The organism is Alloyangia pacifica (assembly GCF_020524285.1).
GTDB lineage: Bacteria > Pseudomonadota > Alphaproteobacteria > Rhodobacterales > Rhodobacteraceae > Salipiger > Salipiger pacificus_B.
This window is the reverse complement of record NZ_JAIVKX010000012.1, coordinates 66,974-83,137: the sequence shown is the minus strand read 5'-3', so window position 1 is coordinate 83,137 and position 16,164 is coordinate 66,974. Positions and strand designations below refer to the sequence as shown.

Sequence of the window (16,164 nt, the reverse complement as noted above, 5' to 3'; positions counted from 1 at the left end):
CTGCCGGGCCGGCCTCAGAACCCTGCGGCCTGCCCATCCTTACGCGGATCGGAGCCGGCCGCAAAGCCGCCGTCCGGCAGGCGATGCACCAGCTGCGCCCCGCCGAAGCCGAAGGCATTGTCCGGCGCCTCGATCTGCACCTTGTGGCCGAGTGCGGCCAGACCGTCCAGAAGCTCGGGAGCCATGGTCGGCTCGCAGGCCACGTCGAGCCCTTCGATCATCCGCCAGCGCGGCGCGTCGGCGGCGGTCTGCACGTCCTGTTCCCATAGCTCGGTGCGCAGCAGCAGCTGCATGTGGCCCTGCGCCTGGATCGGCCCGCCCATCATGCCGTAGGCCATCAGCGGCGCGCCGTTCTTCATGGCAAAGCCCGGGATGATCGTGTGGAAGGGGCGCTTGCCGCCCGCGACCTGATTGGCGTGTCCCTCTTCCGTGGTGAAGCCGAAGCCGCGGTTCTGCATCGACACGCCGGTGCCCGGCACCACGACGCCCGAGCCGAAGCCCGCGTAGTTGGACTGGATGAAGCTGATCATCATGCCCGAGGCGTCGCCGACGTTCAGCAGCACCGTGCCGCCGCGCTTCGGCGCGCCGGGGCCGAAGTCCTGCGCCCTCTCCTCGGAGATCAGCGCGGCGCGGGATTTCAGGTATTCGGGATCGAGCAGCGCGGTCTCGTCGACCTCGGTCATGTGATCGCGGTCGGCGACAAAGGCGTGCAGGTCGGCATAGGCCAGCTTGATCGCCTCGATCTGCAGGTGCACGGCGGTCAGGTCGTCCGGTCCGTGATCGCGGATCGAGGTGTGCTGCAGCATCCCCAGCGCCATGAGCGCGGCGATCCCCTGCCCGTTCGGCGGGATCTCGTGCAGCTCGACGTCGTCGAAGGACTGGCTGATCGTGCCGCACCAGTCGGGCTTGTGGCTCGAAAGATCCTCCAGCGTCATCGCGCCGCCATGGGCCTTGGCGAAGGCGACGATCTCTTCCGCGATCTCCCCCTCGTAGAAGGCGCGGCCCTTGGTGTCGGCAATCGCCCGCAGCGTGCGCGCGGCGCCCGGGTTGCGGAAGCGCTCACCCGCCTTGGGCGCGCGGCCGCCGGGCATGAAGGTCTCGGCGAAGCCGGGCTGCTTGCCCAGGGTCTCGGCGCCCTTGGCCCAGAGCGCGGCAATCACCGGCGAGACGATGAAGCCCTCTTCGGCGTAGCGGATGGCGGGGGCCAGCACCGTCGCCAGCCCCAGCTTGCCGAAGCGCTCGGACAGCTCGACCCAGGCGCTCACGGCGCCGGGCACGGTCACCGCGTCCCAGCCGTGCTGCGGCATGCCATCCGGGAAGCGCTCGGGCGACCAGGCCGCGGGCGCGCGGCCCGAGGCGTTGAGGCCATGAAGCTGCTTGCCGTCCCAGAGGATGCAGAAGGCATCCGATCCAAGCCCGTTGCCGGTCGGCTCGACCACGGTCAGCGCAGCGGCGGTGGCAATCGCGGCATCCACCGCGTTGCCGCCCTGCTGCAGGATGGTCAGCCCGGCCTGCGTGGCCAGCGGCTGCGAGGTCGCGACGACGTTCTCTGCCAGCACGGGCGAGCGGCGCGACGGGTAGACGGGATCATGACGCAGGCGCATCGGTGCTCCTCCCGGAAGTTTTGCGTTGTTTCAGATGGCTGCGGATCGCCCAGGCAATCGAGACGACAGCCGCAATGAGGAAAATGAGGCTGATGGGGCGGGTGAAGAACAGCGACGGGTCGTCGTTGGTCATCAGCGCGCGGCGCAGGTTGGTCTCGGCGATCGGGCCGAGGATCACCCCCAGCACCAGCGGCGCCAGCGAGTAGCCGAGTGCGCGCAGCGCGTAGCCCGCCACCCCGATGAAGCCGAGCAGGTAGAGGTCGGTCACGCGGTTGTTCAGCGCGAAGGAGCCGACGACGCAGCAAACCATCACCACCGGCACGATCAGCCATTTCGGCACCTCGGCGACGCGCAGGAAGAGGCGCATCGACAGCACCGAGACCACCAGCATCATCAGCGAGGCGACGGCCATGGCGATGAACATCCCGTAGACGAGGTCGCCGTGGTCCATGATCAGACGCGGACCCACCGAGATGCCGTGCACCATGAGCGAGGCCATGAGGATCGCGTCCACCGCCGAGCCCGGGATGCCGAGACCGATCAGCGGGATCAGGCCACCACCCGCGGTGGCCGAGTTGCCCGCCTCCGAGGCGACAACCCCGTCAGGGTTGCCCTTGCCGAAGCTGTCGGGGTCCTTGGAATTGCGCTTGGCCTGGTCGTAGGCCACGAGGTTGGCGATCGAGCCCCCTGCCCCCGGCAGCGCCCCGATCAGCACGCCGACGATGGACGAGCGGATCAGGTTCACCGGGCGCAGCAGCACCTCTTTCATCACCTTCCAGGTCTGGAAGTCGATGGCGCCGGTCACCAGCGCATTGCCCGAGCGCACCGATTTCGAATCCTCGACTTCGGAGGTCAGCTGCGAGATGGCAAAGATGCCGATCAGCACCACGAGGAACGGCAGGCCGGTCTCCAGCATTTCGATACCGAAGTCGAAGCGCGGCCGGCCCATGATCGGATCGGTGCCGACGGTCGAGATGGCCAGGCCGATGAGACCCGCCAGCATGCCGCGGATCACGCTGTCCCCGACCAGCGAGGCAACGATGGTCAGCGCGAAGACGATCAGCGAGAAATATTCCCACGGGCCGAGCTTCACCGCGAACATCGCCAGCGGCGGCGCGGCAACGATCAGCACCACGGTCGAGATGACAGTGCCGAAGAAGGAGGCCCAGACCCCGAGCGACAGCGCCCGGCCGGGCTCGCCGCGGCGGGCCATGGGGAAGGCGTCGAAGGTGGTGGCCACCGAGGAGGGCGTGCCGGGAATGCCCAGCAGCGCGGCGGAGATCAGGCCACCGGTGTAGCCGCCCACGTAGACCGAGAGCATCACTGCGATGCCCTGCAGCGGCTCCATGGTGAAGGTCAGCGGCAGCGTCAGCACGATGGCCATGGTGACGGTGAAGCCGGGGATCGCGGCGGCGATGATGCCGGCCACCGAGCCGGCGAGCATGTAGATCAGCGTGGCGAGCGTGAAGATCTGCGCCGCGCCGGAAAGGAAGCTGTCCATGTCAGAGAACCCCGCGCGGCAGGAAGACGGTGAAGACCTCGGCAAAGAGCCAGTTCAGCCCGAAGGAGAAGACGGCGGCCACGATCACCGCGATCAGCAGCGTTGCGGGCTTGCGCGGCATCAGCACCAGCTCGAGCACGAGGATGAAGAGGAAGCTCGCGATCGGGAAGCCGAGCAGCGGAATCGCCAGCAGGTAGACCGCCAGCGTCGCCAGCACGACGAAGACCAGGTAGCGGCGCTTGGCCCAGGCCGCGGTCTGGCCGGCGAAGCGGCCGTAGGCACCCGCGGGAATCTTGCGCAGCGCGTCGATGATGGCGATCACCGCGACCAGCGCGATGCCTGCGAAGACGATCTTGGGGAAGGCGCCGGCGCCGAGCTTTTCGAAGCGCGAGGTGGGAATTGCGGCGGCCGAGACAAACAGCCCGACCGAGGCGAGGAGGATCAGCACGTAGCTCAGGAGGCGGGCGATCTCGCCCGCCTCCCTTGCCTGCTGCTTGTCGTAGCCGGCGTCGCTCACGGTGCGAGAACCTCTGCGAGCGATTTCACGGTCTCGTCGAGCTTGGCGAGATAGGCACTGTAGGCCTCCTGGCCGCGGAACATGACGGCGGCGCCGGCATTGTTGGTCTGCTCGATGTAGGTCGCGTCCTTCGACAGCTCTTCGAGCGCCGCTTCCAGCGTGTCGCGGGCCTCTTGCGGCGCGCCCTTCGGCATCACGATGCCGCGGGTCACCTGCAGCTCGAGATCCTGCCCCAGCTCGGCGAAGGTCGGAACGTCCGGCGCTTCCTCGACGCGCTCGGAGGAGCCCACGGCGAGGAATTGCAGGTCGCCGTTGTCGACGAACTGCTTCGACGAGGAGATGTCGCCGATGGCCGCGTCGAGGTTGCCGCCGACCAGAGCGCGAATGCGCTCGCCGGTGCCTTCGTAGCCGACGTATTGGAACTGCAGGCCGTAGGCCTGTTCGATCATCGCCGCGTGCAGGTGCGGCACGCCGCCCAGGGTCACGCCCATGGTGATCTCACCCGGGTGCTCCTTGGCGTAGGCGACGAACTCCTCGAAATCCGAGTAGTCCTCGGTCGGATGCACCACCAGGTACTGCGGCGAGGCGGTCATCAGCGCGATCGGCTCGAAGTCGTCCCACGCCAGATCGGTGATGCCGGTCTCGGTCGCGACCAGCAGGCCCTCGTGCACCTGGCTGATGGTGTAGCCGTCGTTGGCGCGGCGCGAGGCTTCGCGCAGGCCGACGGTGCCGCCGACGCCGGGCATGTTGATGATCGGCATCTCGGTACCGAGGTAGGGCGCGACATTGCCGGCGATCAGGCGCATCAGCGTGTCCGACCCGCCGCCCGGCGACCAGGGCACGATGAACTCGACCGGGTGGTCGGGGTAATCCTGCGCGCTGGCAGGGGCGGCAATCATGGTGGCCGCGGCAAGAAGGGCGGCAAAGCCCGTGCGAAGTTTCATTGGGAGGCTCCCTGTGTTGAGGCCAGCGGTTTCTCCGCCAGCGTTCTGGTTGGGTAAACCTGAAGTAACACAAGGTCGAGCCACACAAAGCGCGTATTTATTGCCATCTTTTTCAGTTTTACTTATCTTGTGGTGATGGACACGCGTCAGTTGCAGACACTTCTCGCCATCGAGCAGCACGGCGGCTTCGCCGCCGCCGCGCAGGCAATCAACCTCACCGCCTCAGCGGTAAGCCAGCAGGTCTCGGCGCTGGAGGCCGAACTGGGCGTGCAGCTTTACGACCGCACCCGCCGCCCGCCGGTGCTCACCGCCAAGGGCGCCGAGATGCTGCGCTCGGCGCGGCAGATCCTGCGCATCGTCACCGAGACCAAGGCCTCGGTCAGCGGCGGCGATGTCGGCGGCACGCTCGCCTTCGGCACATTGCGCACCGGAGCGAATTCTCTGGTGCCGCAAGCCCTTGCCTCGCTGCAGGGCCGCTACCCGGACCTCACCTACAGGCTGCGCATCGGCATGTCCGAAGAACTGATGGCGGAGGTGGTCTCGGGCCAGCTCGACGCCGCATTGGTCGCCGAACACGTGGCGGTGCCGCCGAGCCTGCGCTGGACCGAGGTGCTGAGCGAACCGCTGGTGGTGATCACCCCGCCCGGCACCGGCGGGCTGGCCATCCACGACCTGATCCGCCGCGTGCCCTACATCCGCTACCGCACCCAGGTGCCGCTGGCGCGCCAGATCGACACCGAGATTGCCCGGCTCGGCGTCGCGCCGCGGCAGGTGGCTTCTGTGAACACGATGACGGCGGTGGTGGGCTGCGTGCGGGCGGGGCTGGGCTTTGCCATCATCCCCTATGTGGCGCTGCAGGATTCGATCACCGCCGCGCTCGACTGGTTTCCCTTCGGCGCGCCACCGATCCACCGCCGGCTGGGACTCGTGCAGCGCCCGACCACCAGCCGGGCCGAGGTGCTGTCAGCCCTGATCGCCGCGCTGATCGAACATGGGCGCCCGCGCGACGATCACGACTGAAGCGACCGGACTGTCAGCTGCGGTCTTCGATCACCCGCGCCAGCGCCGGGTCGTCGCCGAAGAACGGCTCCGCGGCAACGCCCATGGCGTCCCACTGGTCGGGCTGGATCATCAGGCGCGTGCTCAGCTCGTTCTGGAACGGGCTGACCTTGCCCGAGCGGCGCGCACGGGCCTTGAGCAACTCACCTTCGATCGCCGCACCGATGTCACGATATTCACCGCGGGCCACGAGGCCTTCCGCATAGGAAAGAATCTCGCCGCTGATGGTGACTGTCTCTGTCTTGCGCATGAACCGACCCCCCCTCATACTCGCGTGGCAGCGGATCGAGTGTAGCCTGAGTCGGCCTGTGGACAATGCGCTAAGTTAACCTCGCGTTAAGACTTTTGGCGAAAGTGGGACGAAAACGCCGCGCCGGGTCTCCCCGGCGCGGCGCGTGAACGTCTCAACTCATGCGGGTATGGCCGCTCAGGCCCACTCGCCCTTGCGGAAGACCGGCACGCGGGTGCCATCCTTGCGGATGCCGTCGATGTCGGTCTCGGCGCCGCCGATCATCCAGTCGACGTGGATCATCGAGCTGTTGCCGCCCTGCGCCGCGACCTGCTCCGGCGTCAGCGAGGCGCCGTCGAGGAAGCATTTCGAGTAGCACTGACCCAGCGCGATGTGGCAGGCGGCGTTCTCGTCGAACAGCGTGTTGTAGAACAGCAGGCCCGACTGCGAGATCGGCGAGCTGTGCGGCACCAGCGCCACCTCGCCGAGGCGCGCCGCGCCCTCGTCGGTTGCCAGCAGCTCGCGCAGCACTTCCTCGCCGTGCGCGGCCTTGGCCTCGACGATGCGACCCGCTTCGAAGCGCACCTCGATGCCGTCGATCAGGCTGCCCTGGTGCGACAGCGGCTTGGTCGAGCGCACGGTGCCCTCAACGCGCTGCGCGTGCGGCGTGGTGAAGACCTCTTCGGTCGGCACGTTCGGGTTGCAGACGACGCCGTTCTGCGAGGTGCTCGCCCCGCCGTGCCACTCGTGGCCATCGGCAAGCCCGATGGTCAGGTCGGTGCCTGGCCCGGTGAAATGCAGCGCCGAGAAGCGCTCGGCGTTCAGCCATTCGGTACGCGCGCGCAGCGCGGCATTGTGCTCGGCCCAGGCCGCGACGGGATCGTCGCCGGTGACGCGCGACGCGGCAAAGATCGCCTCGGCAAGCTTGGCCTGCGCCTCGGGCTCGGAAAGCTCGGGGAACATCCGCTTGGCCCAGGCCGCGCCCGGCCAGGCACAGATCGACCAGTTCACGTTGAAGTTGGTGATCTTCTCCATCGCCGGCTTGTAGGCGATCGAATTGGCCTTGCCGGTGCGCGACACCTTGGCCGGGTCCTGCCCGGCAAGCAGCATCGGATCCTCGCCGACGATGGCCATGCGCGCGGCGCCCTCGCCGAAGGCCTCGGCCATGCCGCCATAGAGCCAGCCCGCGGCGGCGTCGAAGCTGGCGTCCTGGCCTTCCTCGAAGCGCGCCAGCGCCACGTCGGAATCCGAAAGAAGCGGCGTCACCAGCGAGGCACCGGCGCGATAGGCGGCGCGGGTCACCGCGCGCACCAGCGGCAGCGCCGAAACCGGCGCCGTCAGCACGAGCTGCTGGCCGGGCTGGATGTTCACACCGGTGCGCACGGCCACTTCGGCCAGCCGGTCGATCAGCGTCGGGTCGATGGGGGTCGACGTCATGAAAAGCTCCTGAGTCTGTCTTGTTGCCGCAAAGCTGGGCCTGCGGGCTAGGACAGTCAAGCGCCCGACCGCCAGGCTGACCTCGCGTGAAAGCGTCACAGCTTGGCGCGATCATCGCCAATATAGATTGAAGATCTCCCGGTATTGATGCTAGGAGGCCCGCCATGTTTCGAAACCTCTGGCATAAGGTGTTCGGCCCGGCGTTCCGGCGGCCGCCGCGATTTCAGGTCGCGGCGATGTGCTTCCGGCATGCCGACTGCGCCGACGGGCTGGAGATCCTGCTGATCACCTCGCGCGACACCGGGCGCTGGGTGCTGCCCAAGGGCTGGCCCAAGGCCGGGCTCGACTCCGCCGGCACCGCGATGGAGGAGGCCTGGGAGGAAGCCGGGGTCGTCGCCCCGAACGCCCACACCTCCGAGATCGGCAGCTATCGCTACGACAAGCGTCTCGATGGCGGCCTGCCGATGGACACCGTGGTCTTCGTCTATGCCGCCGAGGTGACCGAGCCGCTGCGCGACGACTACCCCGAGGCCGGCCAGCGCGAACGGCGCTGGGTGCCGCCCAGCGAAGCTGCTAAGATGGTCGACGAGCCCGGCTTGCAGATTCTGCTCGCGCAGGTGCCGAGCCTCCTGCCACAGCCCGAGATCGGCTGAAGCCCATGACCGAGTCCAGGCATCGCGCGGCCGGCCCCGCGTCAGAGCGCGACTCCGAGCAGCACTGGCCGACGCTGGACAAGGATCTCGGGCGCATGTCGCTGATCGAGTCCGCCGCGCTGCACACCGCGCGGCCGCTGGTCGGCGTCGGCATCTCGCTGGTGTTCATCGCCCTGGTCGCCGCCATCGTCGCGCTCGCCGCCGGCGAGTTGCAGGGCACGCTGATGATCGCCATCGCCGCGGCTTTCGCGGCCTACATGGCGCTCAACATCGGCGCCAACGACGTGGCCAACAATATGGGGCCGGCGGTGGGGGCCAACGCCCTGTCGATGGCCGGGGCCATCGCCATCGCCGCCCTCTGCGAGACCGCCGGGGCGCTGCTGGCCGGGGGCGAGGTCGTCTCGACCATCTCGGACCGCATCATCGCGCAGGGCGAGATCGCCGACAGCGCGCATTTCGTGCAGGCGATGATGTCGGCCATGCTGGCCGCCGCCGTCTGGATCAACGCCGCAACGCTGCTGCGGGCGCCGGTCTCGACCACCCACGCGGTGGTCGGCGGTGTCATGGGCGCGGGCATCGCCGCCGCCGGCTTCGGCACGGTGAACTGGCCGACGATGAGCGCCATCGCCGCAAGCTGGGTGGTCTCGCCGATCCTGGGCGGGGTGATCGCGGCGGCGGTGCTGGCCTTCATCAAGTGGAAGATCATGTACGTGCCGGACCGGATCGCCGCCGCGCGCATCTGGCTGCCGGTGCTGATCGGGGTCATGGCGGGCGCCTTCGCCTGCTACCTCGCGCTCAAGGGGCTGCGGCAGTTGCTCGGCATCGGCCTGCACCAGGCGGCGCTCTCCGGCCTCGCGGTCGGCGTGCTGAGCTGGCTGATCGCCATTCCGCTGGTGCGCCGCCGATCGCGCGGGATGGAGAACCGCAACGCCTCGCTCAAGGTGCTGTTCCGCCTGCCGCTGGTGATCTCGGCCGGGCTTCTGTCCTTTGCCCATGGCGCCAACGACGTGGCCAATGCCGTCGGCCCGCTCGGCGCGATCGTGAAGGCGCTGCAGTCCCGCGAGGTCGCGGAGCAGATGACCGTCATCCCCTACTGGGTGCTGATGATCGGCGCGCTGGGGATCTCCTGCGGCCTGATCTTCTTCGGGCCGCGGATGATCCGGCTGGTCGGCAGCCAGATCACCAAGCTCAACCCGATGCGCGCCTATTGCGTCGCGCTCTCGGCGGCGCTGACGGTGATCCTTGCCTCCTGGCTCGGCCTGCCGGTCAGCTCGACCCACATCGCCGTGGGCGGCGTCTTCGGCGTCGGCTTCTACCGCGAATGGTACATGGCGCGGCGGGCCCGGACCGAGGGCGCGACGCGTGCCACCAAGCTGCTGCCGATCGAGGAACGCCAGCGCCGCAAGCTGGTCCGCCGCTCGCATCTGATGACAATCATCGCCGCCTGGCTGGTGACCGTGCCGGCCTCGGCGCTGCTGTCGGCGCTTTGCTTCCTACTCATCACCACGCTGTTCGGCTGAGCGCAATCGACGCTTTACGGACTCGGATGCAGGGTATATAGCGCACCCTTTCCCGGCGCCCTGACTCGGTCTGACTCCTCGTACCGACTTCCTTCGCCGACAGTCCTTGGATCGGATCTCAGACCTTGAAACAGACCCTCGCCGCCGCTCTGCAAGCCCGCGGATACGAAACGCTCACCCCGGTACAGGAAGCCGTGACCGACCCGGCCATCGCCGGTGCCGACCTGCTGGTGTCCGCGCAGACCGGCTCTGGCAAGACGGTGGGCTTCGGCCTCGCCATTGCCCCCGCCATCCTCGGCGATGCCGAGAGCTTCGGCGCCGCCGGCGCGCCGGAAGCCCTGATCATCGCCCCGACCCGCGAGCTGGCCCTTCAGGTCCGCCGCGAGCTGTCCTGGCTCTATGCCGAAGCGGGCGCTGTCATGGCCTCCTGCGTCGGCGGCATGGACGCGCGCACCGAGCGCCGGGCGCTCGAGCGCGGCGCGCATATCGTCGTCGCCACCCCGGGCCGTCTCTGCGACCACCTGCGCCGCGGCGCGCTTGACCTGTCGCAGGTCAAGGCCGTGGTGCTCGACGAGGCCGACGAGATGCTCGACCTCGGCTTCCGCGAAGACCTCGAGACCATCCTCGAGGCGTCGAACCCCGAGCGTCAGACGCTGCTCTTCTCAGCCACCGTCTCGCCGCAGATCGCCCAGCTCGCGCAGCGCTACCAGCGCGACTCGCAGCGCGTTCAGGTGCAGGGCGGCGCCAAGCAGCACTCCGACATCGAGTACCGCGCGGTGATTGTCGCCCAGGGCGACCAGGAGAACGCGATCACCAACCTGCTGCGCTTCCACGAGGCGCCCAACGCCATCGTCTTCGCCAACACCCGCGCCACCGTGTCGCGTCTGGTGTCGCGGCTGACCAACCGCGGCTTCGCCGTGGTGGGCCTGTCGGGCGAGCTGAGCCAGGACGAGCGCAGCCACGCGCTGCAGGCGATGCGCGATGGCCGCGCCCGCGTCTGCGTCGCCACCGACGTCGCCGCCCGCGGCATCGACCTGCCGAACCTCGACCTGGTGATCCACGCCGAGCTTCCGCAGAGCAACGAGGCGCTGCTGCATCGCTCGGGCCGCACCGGCCGCGCCGGGCGCAAGGGGATCTCGGCGCTGATCGTGCCGCTGCGCGACCGCAAGAAGGCCGAGCGCATCATGCGCTTCGCCAAGGTCGAGGCCGAGTGGGGCGAAGCCCCCTCCGCCGACGCCGTGATGGAGCGTGACGAGGCGCGGATGCTGGCCGATCCCATGTGGACCGACCCCTCGCCCGAGAGCGATGCCGCGCTGGTGACCCAGATCACCGAGAAATACAGCGCCGAGGAAATCGCCCAGGCGATGGTGCGCCAGTGGCGCAGCCTGCGCTCGGCCCCCGAGGAACTGCTGCCGGTCGACGCCCGCGCCGAGAAGGCGCCGCGCACCGAGCCCTTCGGCCCGAGCCGCTGGTTCACCGTGACCGTCGGCCGTGAAGGCAACGCCAACCCGCGCTGGCTGCTGCCGAAAATCTGCCGCGCCGGAAACATCACCCGCGAGTCGCTCGGGGCCATCCGCATCGCCGACGAGCTGACCTACGTCGAGATCGCCGACAACGCGGTCGCGGGCTTCCTCGAGGCGCTCGGCCCCGACATGGAAGTGGCGCAGGGCCTGGTGATGGAAGAGGTCGATGGCCTGCCCGAGGAGCTGAAGAGCGCGCCGCGCGGCCCCAAGAAGCCCGGCGGCTTCAAGAAGGACGGCGGGTTCCGCAAGGAAGGCGGCTTCAAGAAGAAGCCCTTCGGCGGCCCCGGCAAGGGCGGCTTCAAGCGCAAGTCCGAGGATGGCGACTTCGACCGCCCGCGCCGCGATGGCGACAAGCCCAAGGGCAAGTTCGGTGCCAAGAAGACCTTCCGCGACACCGACGGTGCCCACAAGAAGGCCGGCCCCAAGAAGCACCGCAAGGGCTGAGAGTCCGAGCGCCGATCGCCGAACACGTCGATTGCTGAATGAAAGGAAGGCCGCCGGACAGTCCGGCGGCCTTCTTCGTTTTCCGACTTTCCGGTTTGCCGACCGGGCGGCGTCAGTGCGCCGCCGCCCCTGCCCCTTTCGCCGGCGGCTTCATCGCCAGCGCCATGATCGCGAGCCCCGCGAAGAGCACGGTGATCAGCAGGAAGACGTCGATGAAGGACATCACCGTCGCCTGCTCGGCGATCCGCCCGGCCATCTGCTGCAGCGCGCCCTTGTCGCCGTCGATGCCCTGCGCCGCAAGGTTCTGTCCCATCATCTCGAGCTGCCGCAGCGCCTCGGGGTTGTTCCAGTTCACCGCTTCGTTGAGCCGCGCCGTGTGCAGCGCGCCGCGGTCGGTGAGCAGCGTATTGATCACCGCAAGGCCCACCGCGCCGCCGAGGTTCCGCATGAGGTTGTAGAGCCCCGAGGCGCTCTTCATCTTCTCCGGCGGCAATGTGCCGAGCGCGAGGTTGTTGATCGGCACCATGCAGATCATCAACGACAGCCCGCGCAGCACCTGCGGCCAGAGCAGCTCCTGGAAGTCCCACTCGGCGGTCATGCCGGTCAGCATCCAGGACGACACGCCGAAGCCGATGAAGCCCATCATCAGCATCAGCCGCAGGTCGATCTTCGACGACAGGATCCCCGCCAGCGGTGCCGAGACGAACATGGCGAGCCCCGACACGAAGACCGTCTCGCCGGTCATCAGGCTGTCGTAGCCGCGGATCGACGACAGGTAGAGCGGGTAGAGATAGGTCATCCCGTAGAGCCCGATCCCCATGACGAAGCTAAACACCGAGCCCACCGCGAAATTGGTATCGGCGAAGGCCGAGAAATCCACCACCGGGTTCTTCAGCGTGAAGGCCCGCCAGAAGGTGACGATGCCGCCCAGCACCATGACAACGAAGAGCACGGCGACGATCTCGTCCTGGAACCAGTCGTTGCCCGGCCCTTCCTCGAGCACATATTCCATCGCGCCGAGGAAACAGGCCAGCGCCCCGAGGCCGATCCAGTCGAAGCTGTCGAAGAGCTTCCAGTCCGGCTTGTCGAAATCCACCAGCGCCAGCACGCCGATGGTGACCGCGATGCCCGCGGGCACGTTCACCAGGAACAGCCAGTGCCAGCTCATCGCGTGGCTGAGATAGCCGCCGACCGTCGGGCCGACGGTGGGGGCGAGAGTCGCGACGAGGCCGATCAGCGGCGAGACGATCGCCCGTTTGGACGGCGGGAAGAGGGTGAAGGCGGCGGCGAAGACCGAGGGGATCATGCCGCCGCCGAGGAAGCCCTGCACCGCGCGCCACAGGATCATCTCGTTGATCGAGCCGGAGGTGGCGCACATGAAGGAAGCCGCGGTGAAGCCCGCCGCCGAGATCGCGAAGAGATAGCGCGTCGACATCATCCGCCCCAGAAGGCCGGAAAGCGGGATCATGATCACCTCGGCGATCAGGTAGGAGGTCTGCACCCAGCTGATCTCGTCCGAGGACGCCCCGAGACCGGCCTGGATCTCCGGCAGCGAGGCCGAGACGATCTGGATGTCGAGAATCGCCATGAACATGCCGAAGACCATGACGAAAAACGCCGCGATCCTGCGCGGCGTGAGTTCGGGCTCTTCGGCCGGTGCTTGGGCGGCGGTGCTCATTGCGAGACCTCCGCCAGCTCCGTGCCCTCGGGCGCGGTGCGCTCGTCGATCTCGACCACCACCGACAGGCCGGCACGCAGTCCGGGCGTGCCCTCGGGCAGCTCGATGCGCACCGGCACCCGCTGCACAATCTTGGTGAAGTTGCCGGTGGCATTGTCAGCTGGCAACAGCGAGAAGACCGAGCCGGTGGCCGGCGCGACAGAGACGACGCGGCCCTCGACCTCATGGCCTTCCATGGCGTCGATGCTGACCTTGGCGGTCTCGCCCGGCCGGATCCCGGCGAGCTGGGTTTCCTTGAAGTTGGCCTCGACGTAGAGCCCGTGATCCGGAACCACGGCAGCGAGCCGCGCGCCGATACTGACCAGTTCGCCCTCTTCGATGGCGATGTTCGCGACGGTGCCGTCGAACGGCGCGCGCAGCACGGTGTGGTCTAGGTCGCGCTGCGCCTGCGCGATGTCGAGCTCCATCTCGCGGCGGCTGGACTCGGTCTCGGCGCGCTCGGCCTTGAGCACCTCGACCTGCGCCTCGGCGCCCTTGATCGCGGCGGCGGCGGCGGCGCGGTTGGCCTTGGCGGTCTCCAGCGCCTCCGTGGCATCATCGAGATCCGCCTGCGAGGTCACCTTGCGCTCCGCCAATCCCTGCGCCCGGGTCAGCGCCGTCTGCGCGCTGCGCAGCGCGGCCTCGGCGGCGGAGAGCTCGGCCTCCGATTGCGTCACCGTCGCCTGCGCCGCGGCGGTCTCGGCGTCGATCCGGGCCAGCGTGCGCTCGAGGGTCGGCAGTTGCGCCTGCGCCTGTTCCAGCGCGATGCGGTAGTCGCCATCCTCGATCCGCACCAGCACGTCACCCTTGCTCACATGCTGGTTCGCCTGCACCGGGATCTCCTCCACATATCCCTGCAGCTTGGACGACACGAGCGAGAGATCCGCCTGAACATAGGCGTCATCGGTCTCGATCATGTAGCGCCCGGTCGTCCACCAGCCGTAGCCCTCGTAGCCACCCGCGAGCAGCGCAAGAAGCGCGATCCCCCCAAGGATGCGCTTCTTGCGGCCGCTCTTGGGCGGCGTCTCCGCGGTTTCGTGAGTGGTGGCTTGCGGAGCCGTCGCGGGGCGGGTCTCGGGATCGTCGGTTTCGATGCGGTCGTGGCGGGACATGGAGGTCACCTTCGGGTGTCGAATGCAGAATGGGAGGAGAGATTCGCTGATCGAACCGCTCGGTTCGACTGGACATAGGCGGCTGCCGTTACGAAATCAAGACTTCATCGAACCGTACGGTTCGATTATATGAGCGTCATGAAACTCGACACACTCACGGAGCGGGCCAAGGCCTGCGCGCAGAAACGCCGCCATGCTGCAGGCGAAGACCCTGAAAAACGCCGTCAAATCCTCGACGGCGCATGGCAGGTTTTTGTCGATCAGGGATTCGACGCCGCCTCGATGAACAGCATCTGCAAGGCGGCGGGGGTCTCGAAAGGCACGCTCTACGTCTACTTCGAGAACAAGGAAGACCTCTTCGTCGCGCTGGTCGAGGACAAGCGCCGCGATTTCTTCGACGGCATCTTCGCGCGTCTGGCCGAGGCCGGCACCATCGAGGAACGGCTGCTGGCCTATGCCGTGGGCCTGTCGACGCAGCTCAATTCGGAAGACGTGATCCGCGCGCAGCGCATCGTCATCAGCGTCGTCGAACGGATGCCCGAACTGGGCACCCGCTTCTACGACGCGGGGGCGAAGCACTTCCTGAGCTGTCTTCAGGATTTCCTGCGGCGCGAGACCGAAGCGGGCAACCTGAACGTGACCGACCCGGAACTCGCCGCCGGGCAGTTCATAGAGCTGTCGACCACGCTGACCTGGCGCCCGCGGCTCTTCGGCCGCCGCCCCGACGCCCCCACCGAGGAAGAGATCGCCCGCGTCGCGAAGGACGCGGTGCGGGTCTTCATGGCCGCCTACAAGGCATAAGGCGCCCCGCGGGGCGCCTTTGGTTCGAGCCGGATGTCACTCAGCCGGCGCGGGTCAGCATCCCGAACAGATCCCGGGGATCGTCCGGATCGGCCAATAGGTCGAGTTGCTCGCAGAACTGCCCGTCCGCCACCAGCGCGTGCACGTAGCGCAGCGCCGAGAAGTCCTCGATGGCAAAGCCCACGGAGTCGAACAGCGTGATCTGCTTGGCATCACGTCGGCCGGCGACCTCGCCACGCATCACCTGCCAGAGCTCGGTCACCGGGTGGTTGTCGTCAAGCTGCTGGATCTCGCCCTCGATGCGGGTCTGCTCGGGGTATTCGACGAAAATCTGCGAGCGCAGCAGGATGTCGCGGTGCAGCTCGGTCTTGCCCGGGCAATCGCCGCCGATGGCGTTGATGTGCACGCCGCTGCCGACCATGTTGTCGGTGAGGATCGTCGCATATTGCTTGTCGGCGGTGCAGGTGGTGATCACCTGCGCGCCCTCGACCGCCGCTTCCGGGCTGTCGCAGCGCACCACCTCGAAGCCCTGCGCCTTGAGGTTGCGCTCGGCCTTGTCGGTCGCAGCCGGGTCGATGTCGTAGAGCCGCAGGCTGTTGATTCCGCAGAGCGCGCGGAAGGCCAGCGCCTGGAACTCGCATTGCGCGCCATTGCCGATCATCGCCATGACCTCTGCCCCCTCGGGCGCGAGGTACTTGCCAACCAGCGCCGAGGTCGCCGCCGTGCGCAGCGCGGTCAGCAGGGTCATCTCGGTCAGCAGGATCGGGTAGCCGTTGGCCACCGACGAGAGCACGCCGAAGGCGGTGACGGTCTGGTAGCCCTCGCGCATGTTCTTGGGATGGCCGTTGACGTATTTGAAGCCGTAGTTCTCGGCATCCGCCGTCGGCATCAGTTCGATCACCCCGTCGCGCGAATGGCTCGCGACGCGCGGTGTCTTGTCGAACTCGGGCCAGCGTTTGAAGTCATCCTCGATCTCCGAGGCAAGGCCCGTGATGAAGGCCTCGACGCCATGGGCGTGCACAAGTTTCATCATGTTCTCGACCGACACGAAGGGCACATAGGCCAATGCGGACGGTTTGAGATCGGCAGGTTTCACGGCCATC

The 16,164-nt window shown here is 67.9% G+C and carries 14 protein-coding genes; 5 read left to right on the top strand and 9 right to left on the bottom strand.

Annotated elements, in window-relative coordinates; all coding sequences use genetic code 11:
- Nucleotides 1–14 precede the first annotated feature (14 nt).
- The 4 genes from LC039_RS17240 to LC039_RS17225 are packed head-to-tail and all read right to left on the bottom strand — an operon-like array spanning nucleotide 15 to nucleotide 4,566.
- Complete coding sequence (locus tag LC039_RS17240) at nucleotides 15–1,604, bottom strand: gamma-glutamyltransferase family protein (protein ID WP_226626774.1); 1,590 nt, start codon at nucleotides 1,602–1,604, stop codon at nucleotides 15–17.
- The gene (locus LC039_RS17235) at nucleotides 1,588–3,105 is read right to left on the bottom strand and encodes a tripartite tricarboxylate transporter permease (protein ID WP_226626771.1); all 1,518 of its coding nucleotides are present in this window, start codon (nucleotides 3,103–3,105) and stop codon (nucleotides 1,588–1,590) included. The genes LC039_RS17240 and LC039_RS17235 overlap by 17 nt, the downstream gene beginning before the upstream one ends.
- Nucleotide 3,106: 1 nt before the next feature.
- Nucleotides 3,107–3,622 (bottom strand): tripartite tricarboxylate transporter TctB family protein, encoded by a 516-nt coding sequence (locus tag LC039_RS17230; RefSeq protein WP_226626769.1) that lies wholly within the window; start codon nucleotides 3,620–3,622, stop codon nucleotides 3,107–3,109.
- Nucleotides 3,619–4,566 (bottom strand): Bug family tripartite tricarboxylate transporter substrate binding protein, encoded by a 948-nt coding sequence (locus LC039_RS17225; RefSeq protein ID WP_226626767.1) that lies wholly within the window; start codon nucleotides 4,564–4,566, stop codon nucleotides 3,619–3,621. Before LC039_RS17225 ends, LC039_RS17230 begins: the two co-directional genes overlap by 4 nt.
- A gap of 135 nt (nucleotides 4,567–4,701) precedes the next feature.
- Between LC039_RS17225 and LC039_RS17220 the strand changes: the two genes are divergently transcribed.
- Entirely contained in the window at nucleotides 4,702–5,586 is an 885-nt protein-coding gene (locus tag LC039_RS17220) for a LysR family transcriptional regulator (protein WP_226626765.1), read from the top strand.
- A gap of 13 nt (nucleotides 5,587–5,599) precedes the next feature.
- Here the strand turns inward: LC039_RS17220 and LC039_RS17215 are convergent, their stop codons facing one another.
- Together LC039_RS17215 and LC039_RS17210 are read right to left on the bottom strand one after the other, a co-directional pair.
- Entirely contained in the window at nucleotides 5,600–5,875 is a 276-nt protein-coding gene (locus LC039_RS17215; protein ID WP_226626762.1) for a hypothetical protein, read from the bottom strand.
- Between the two features lie 177 nt (nucleotides 5,876–6,052).
- Nucleotides 6,053–7,291 (bottom strand): aminopeptidase, encoded by a 1,239-nt coding sequence (locus tag LC039_RS17210; RefSeq protein ID WP_226626759.1) that lies wholly within the window; start codon nucleotides 7,289–7,291, stop codon nucleotides 6,053–6,055.
- Between the two features lie 164 nt (nucleotides 7,292–7,455).
- Here LC039_RS17210 and LC039_RS17205 point away from each other — a divergent pair, with 164 nt between their 5' ends.
- From LC039_RS17205 to LC039_RS17195, 3 genes are all read left to right on the top strand, one after another.
- Nucleotides 7,456–7,944, top strand: coding sequence for an NUDIX hydrolase (locus tag LC039_RS17205; RefSeq protein WP_226626756.1), 489 nt, complete (start codon nucleotides 7,456–7,458; stop codon nucleotides 7,942–7,944).
- Between the two features lie 5 nt (nucleotides 7,945–7,949).
- The gene (locus LC039_RS17200) at nucleotides 7,950–9,464 is read left to right on the top strand and encodes an inorganic phosphate transporter (RefSeq protein ID WP_226626755.1); all 1,515 of its coding nucleotides are present in this window, start codon (nucleotides 7,950–7,952) and stop codon (nucleotides 9,462–9,464) included.
- Between the two features lie 125 nt (nucleotides 9,465–9,589).
- Nucleotides 9,590–11,431 (top strand): DEAD/DEAH box helicase, encoded by a 1,842-nt coding sequence (locus tag LC039_RS17195; protein ID WP_226626753.1) that lies wholly within the window; start codon nucleotides 9,590–9,592, stop codon nucleotides 11,429–11,431.
- Between the two features lie 112 nt (nucleotides 11,432–11,543).
- Here the strand turns inward: LC039_RS17195 and LC039_RS17190 are convergent, their stop codons facing one another.
- The gene (locus LC039_RS17190) at nucleotides 11,544–13,109 is read right to left on the bottom strand and encodes a DHA2 family efflux MFS transporter permease subunit (RefSeq protein WP_226626751.1); all 1,566 of its coding nucleotides are present in this window, start codon (nucleotides 13,107–13,109) and stop codon (nucleotides 11,544–11,546) included.
- On the bottom strand, nucleotides 13,106–14,260 hold the full coding sequence (locus LC039_RS17185; RefSeq protein ID WP_226626750.1) for an HlyD family secretion protein: 1,155 nt from the start codon (nucleotides 14,258–14,260) through the stop codon (nucleotides 13,106–13,108). The genes LC039_RS17190 and LC039_RS17185 overlap by 4 nt, the downstream gene beginning before the upstream one ends.
- 138 nt (nucleotides 14,261–14,398) lie before the next feature.
- On the opposite strand from LC039_RS17185, the gene LC039_RS17180 reads away from it, so the two are divergent.
- On the top strand, nucleotides 14,399–15,061 hold the full coding sequence (locus LC039_RS17180; protein ID WP_226626748.1) for a TetR/AcrR family transcriptional regulator: 663 nt from the start codon (nucleotides 14,399–14,401) through the stop codon (nucleotides 15,059–15,061).
- A gap of 40 nt (nucleotides 15,062–15,101) precedes the next feature.
- Here the strand turns inward: LC039_RS17180 and LC039_RS17175 are convergent, their stop codons facing one another.
- Nucleotides 15,102–16,163, bottom strand: a complete 1,062-nt coding sequence (locus tag LC039_RS17175; RefSeq protein WP_226626746.1) for an ornithine cyclodeaminase — start codon at nucleotides 16,161–16,163, stop codon at nucleotides 15,102–15,104.
- Nucleotide 16,164: the final 1 nt, after the last annotated feature.

Excerpts from the sequence above, each read along its gene's own strand:
- LC039_RS17210 (WP_226626759.1), bottom strand. The coding sequence starts at position 7,291 with ATGACGTCGACCCCCATCGACCCGACGCTGATCGACCGGCTGGCCGAA.
- LC039_RS17175 (WP_226626746.1), bottom strand. The coding sequence starts at position 16,163 with ATGGCCGTGAAACCTGCCGATCTCAAACCGTCCGCATTGGCCTATGTG.
- LC039_RS17190 (WP_226626751.1), bottom strand. The coding sequence starts at position 13,109 with ATGAGCACCGCCGCCCAAGCACCGGCCGAAGAGCCCGAACTCACGCCG.
- LC039_RS17220 (WP_226626765.1), top strand. The coding sequence starts at position 4,702 with ATGGACACGCGTCAGTTGCAGACACTTCTCGCCATCGAGCAGCACGGC.
- LC039_RS17185 (WP_226626750.1), bottom strand. The coding sequence starts at position 14,260 with ATGTCCCGCCACGACCGCATCGAAACCGACGATCCCGAGACCCGCCCC.
- LC039_RS17225 (WP_226626767.1), bottom strand. The coding sequence starts at position 4,566 with ATGAAACTTCGCACGGGCTTTGCCGCCCTTCTTGCCGCGGCCACCATG.
- LC039_RS17180 (WP_226626748.1), top strand. The coding sequence starts at position 14,399 with ATGAAACTCGACACACTCACGGAGCGGGCCAAGGCCTGCGCGCAGAAA.
- LC039_RS17240 (WP_226626774.1), bottom strand. The coding sequence starts at position 1,604 with ATGCGCCTGCGTCATGATCCCGTCTACCCGTCGCGCCGCTCGCCCGTG.
- LC039_RS17200 (WP_226626755.1), top strand. The coding sequence starts at position 7,950 with ATGACCGAGTCCAGGCATCGCGCGGCCGGCCCCGCGTCAGAGCGCGAC.
- LC039_RS17205 (WP_226626756.1), top strand. The coding sequence starts at position 7,456 with ATGTTTCGAAACCTCTGGCATAAGGTGTTCGGCCCGGCGTTCCGGCGG.
- LC039_RS17235 (WP_226626771.1), bottom strand. The coding sequence starts at position 3,105 with ATGGACAGCTTCCTTTCCGGCGCGGCGCAGATCTTCACGCTCGCCACG.
- LC039_RS17215 (WP_226626762.1), bottom strand. The coding sequence starts at position 5,875 with ATGCGCAAGACAGAGACAGTCACCATCAGCGGCGAGATTCTTTCCTAT.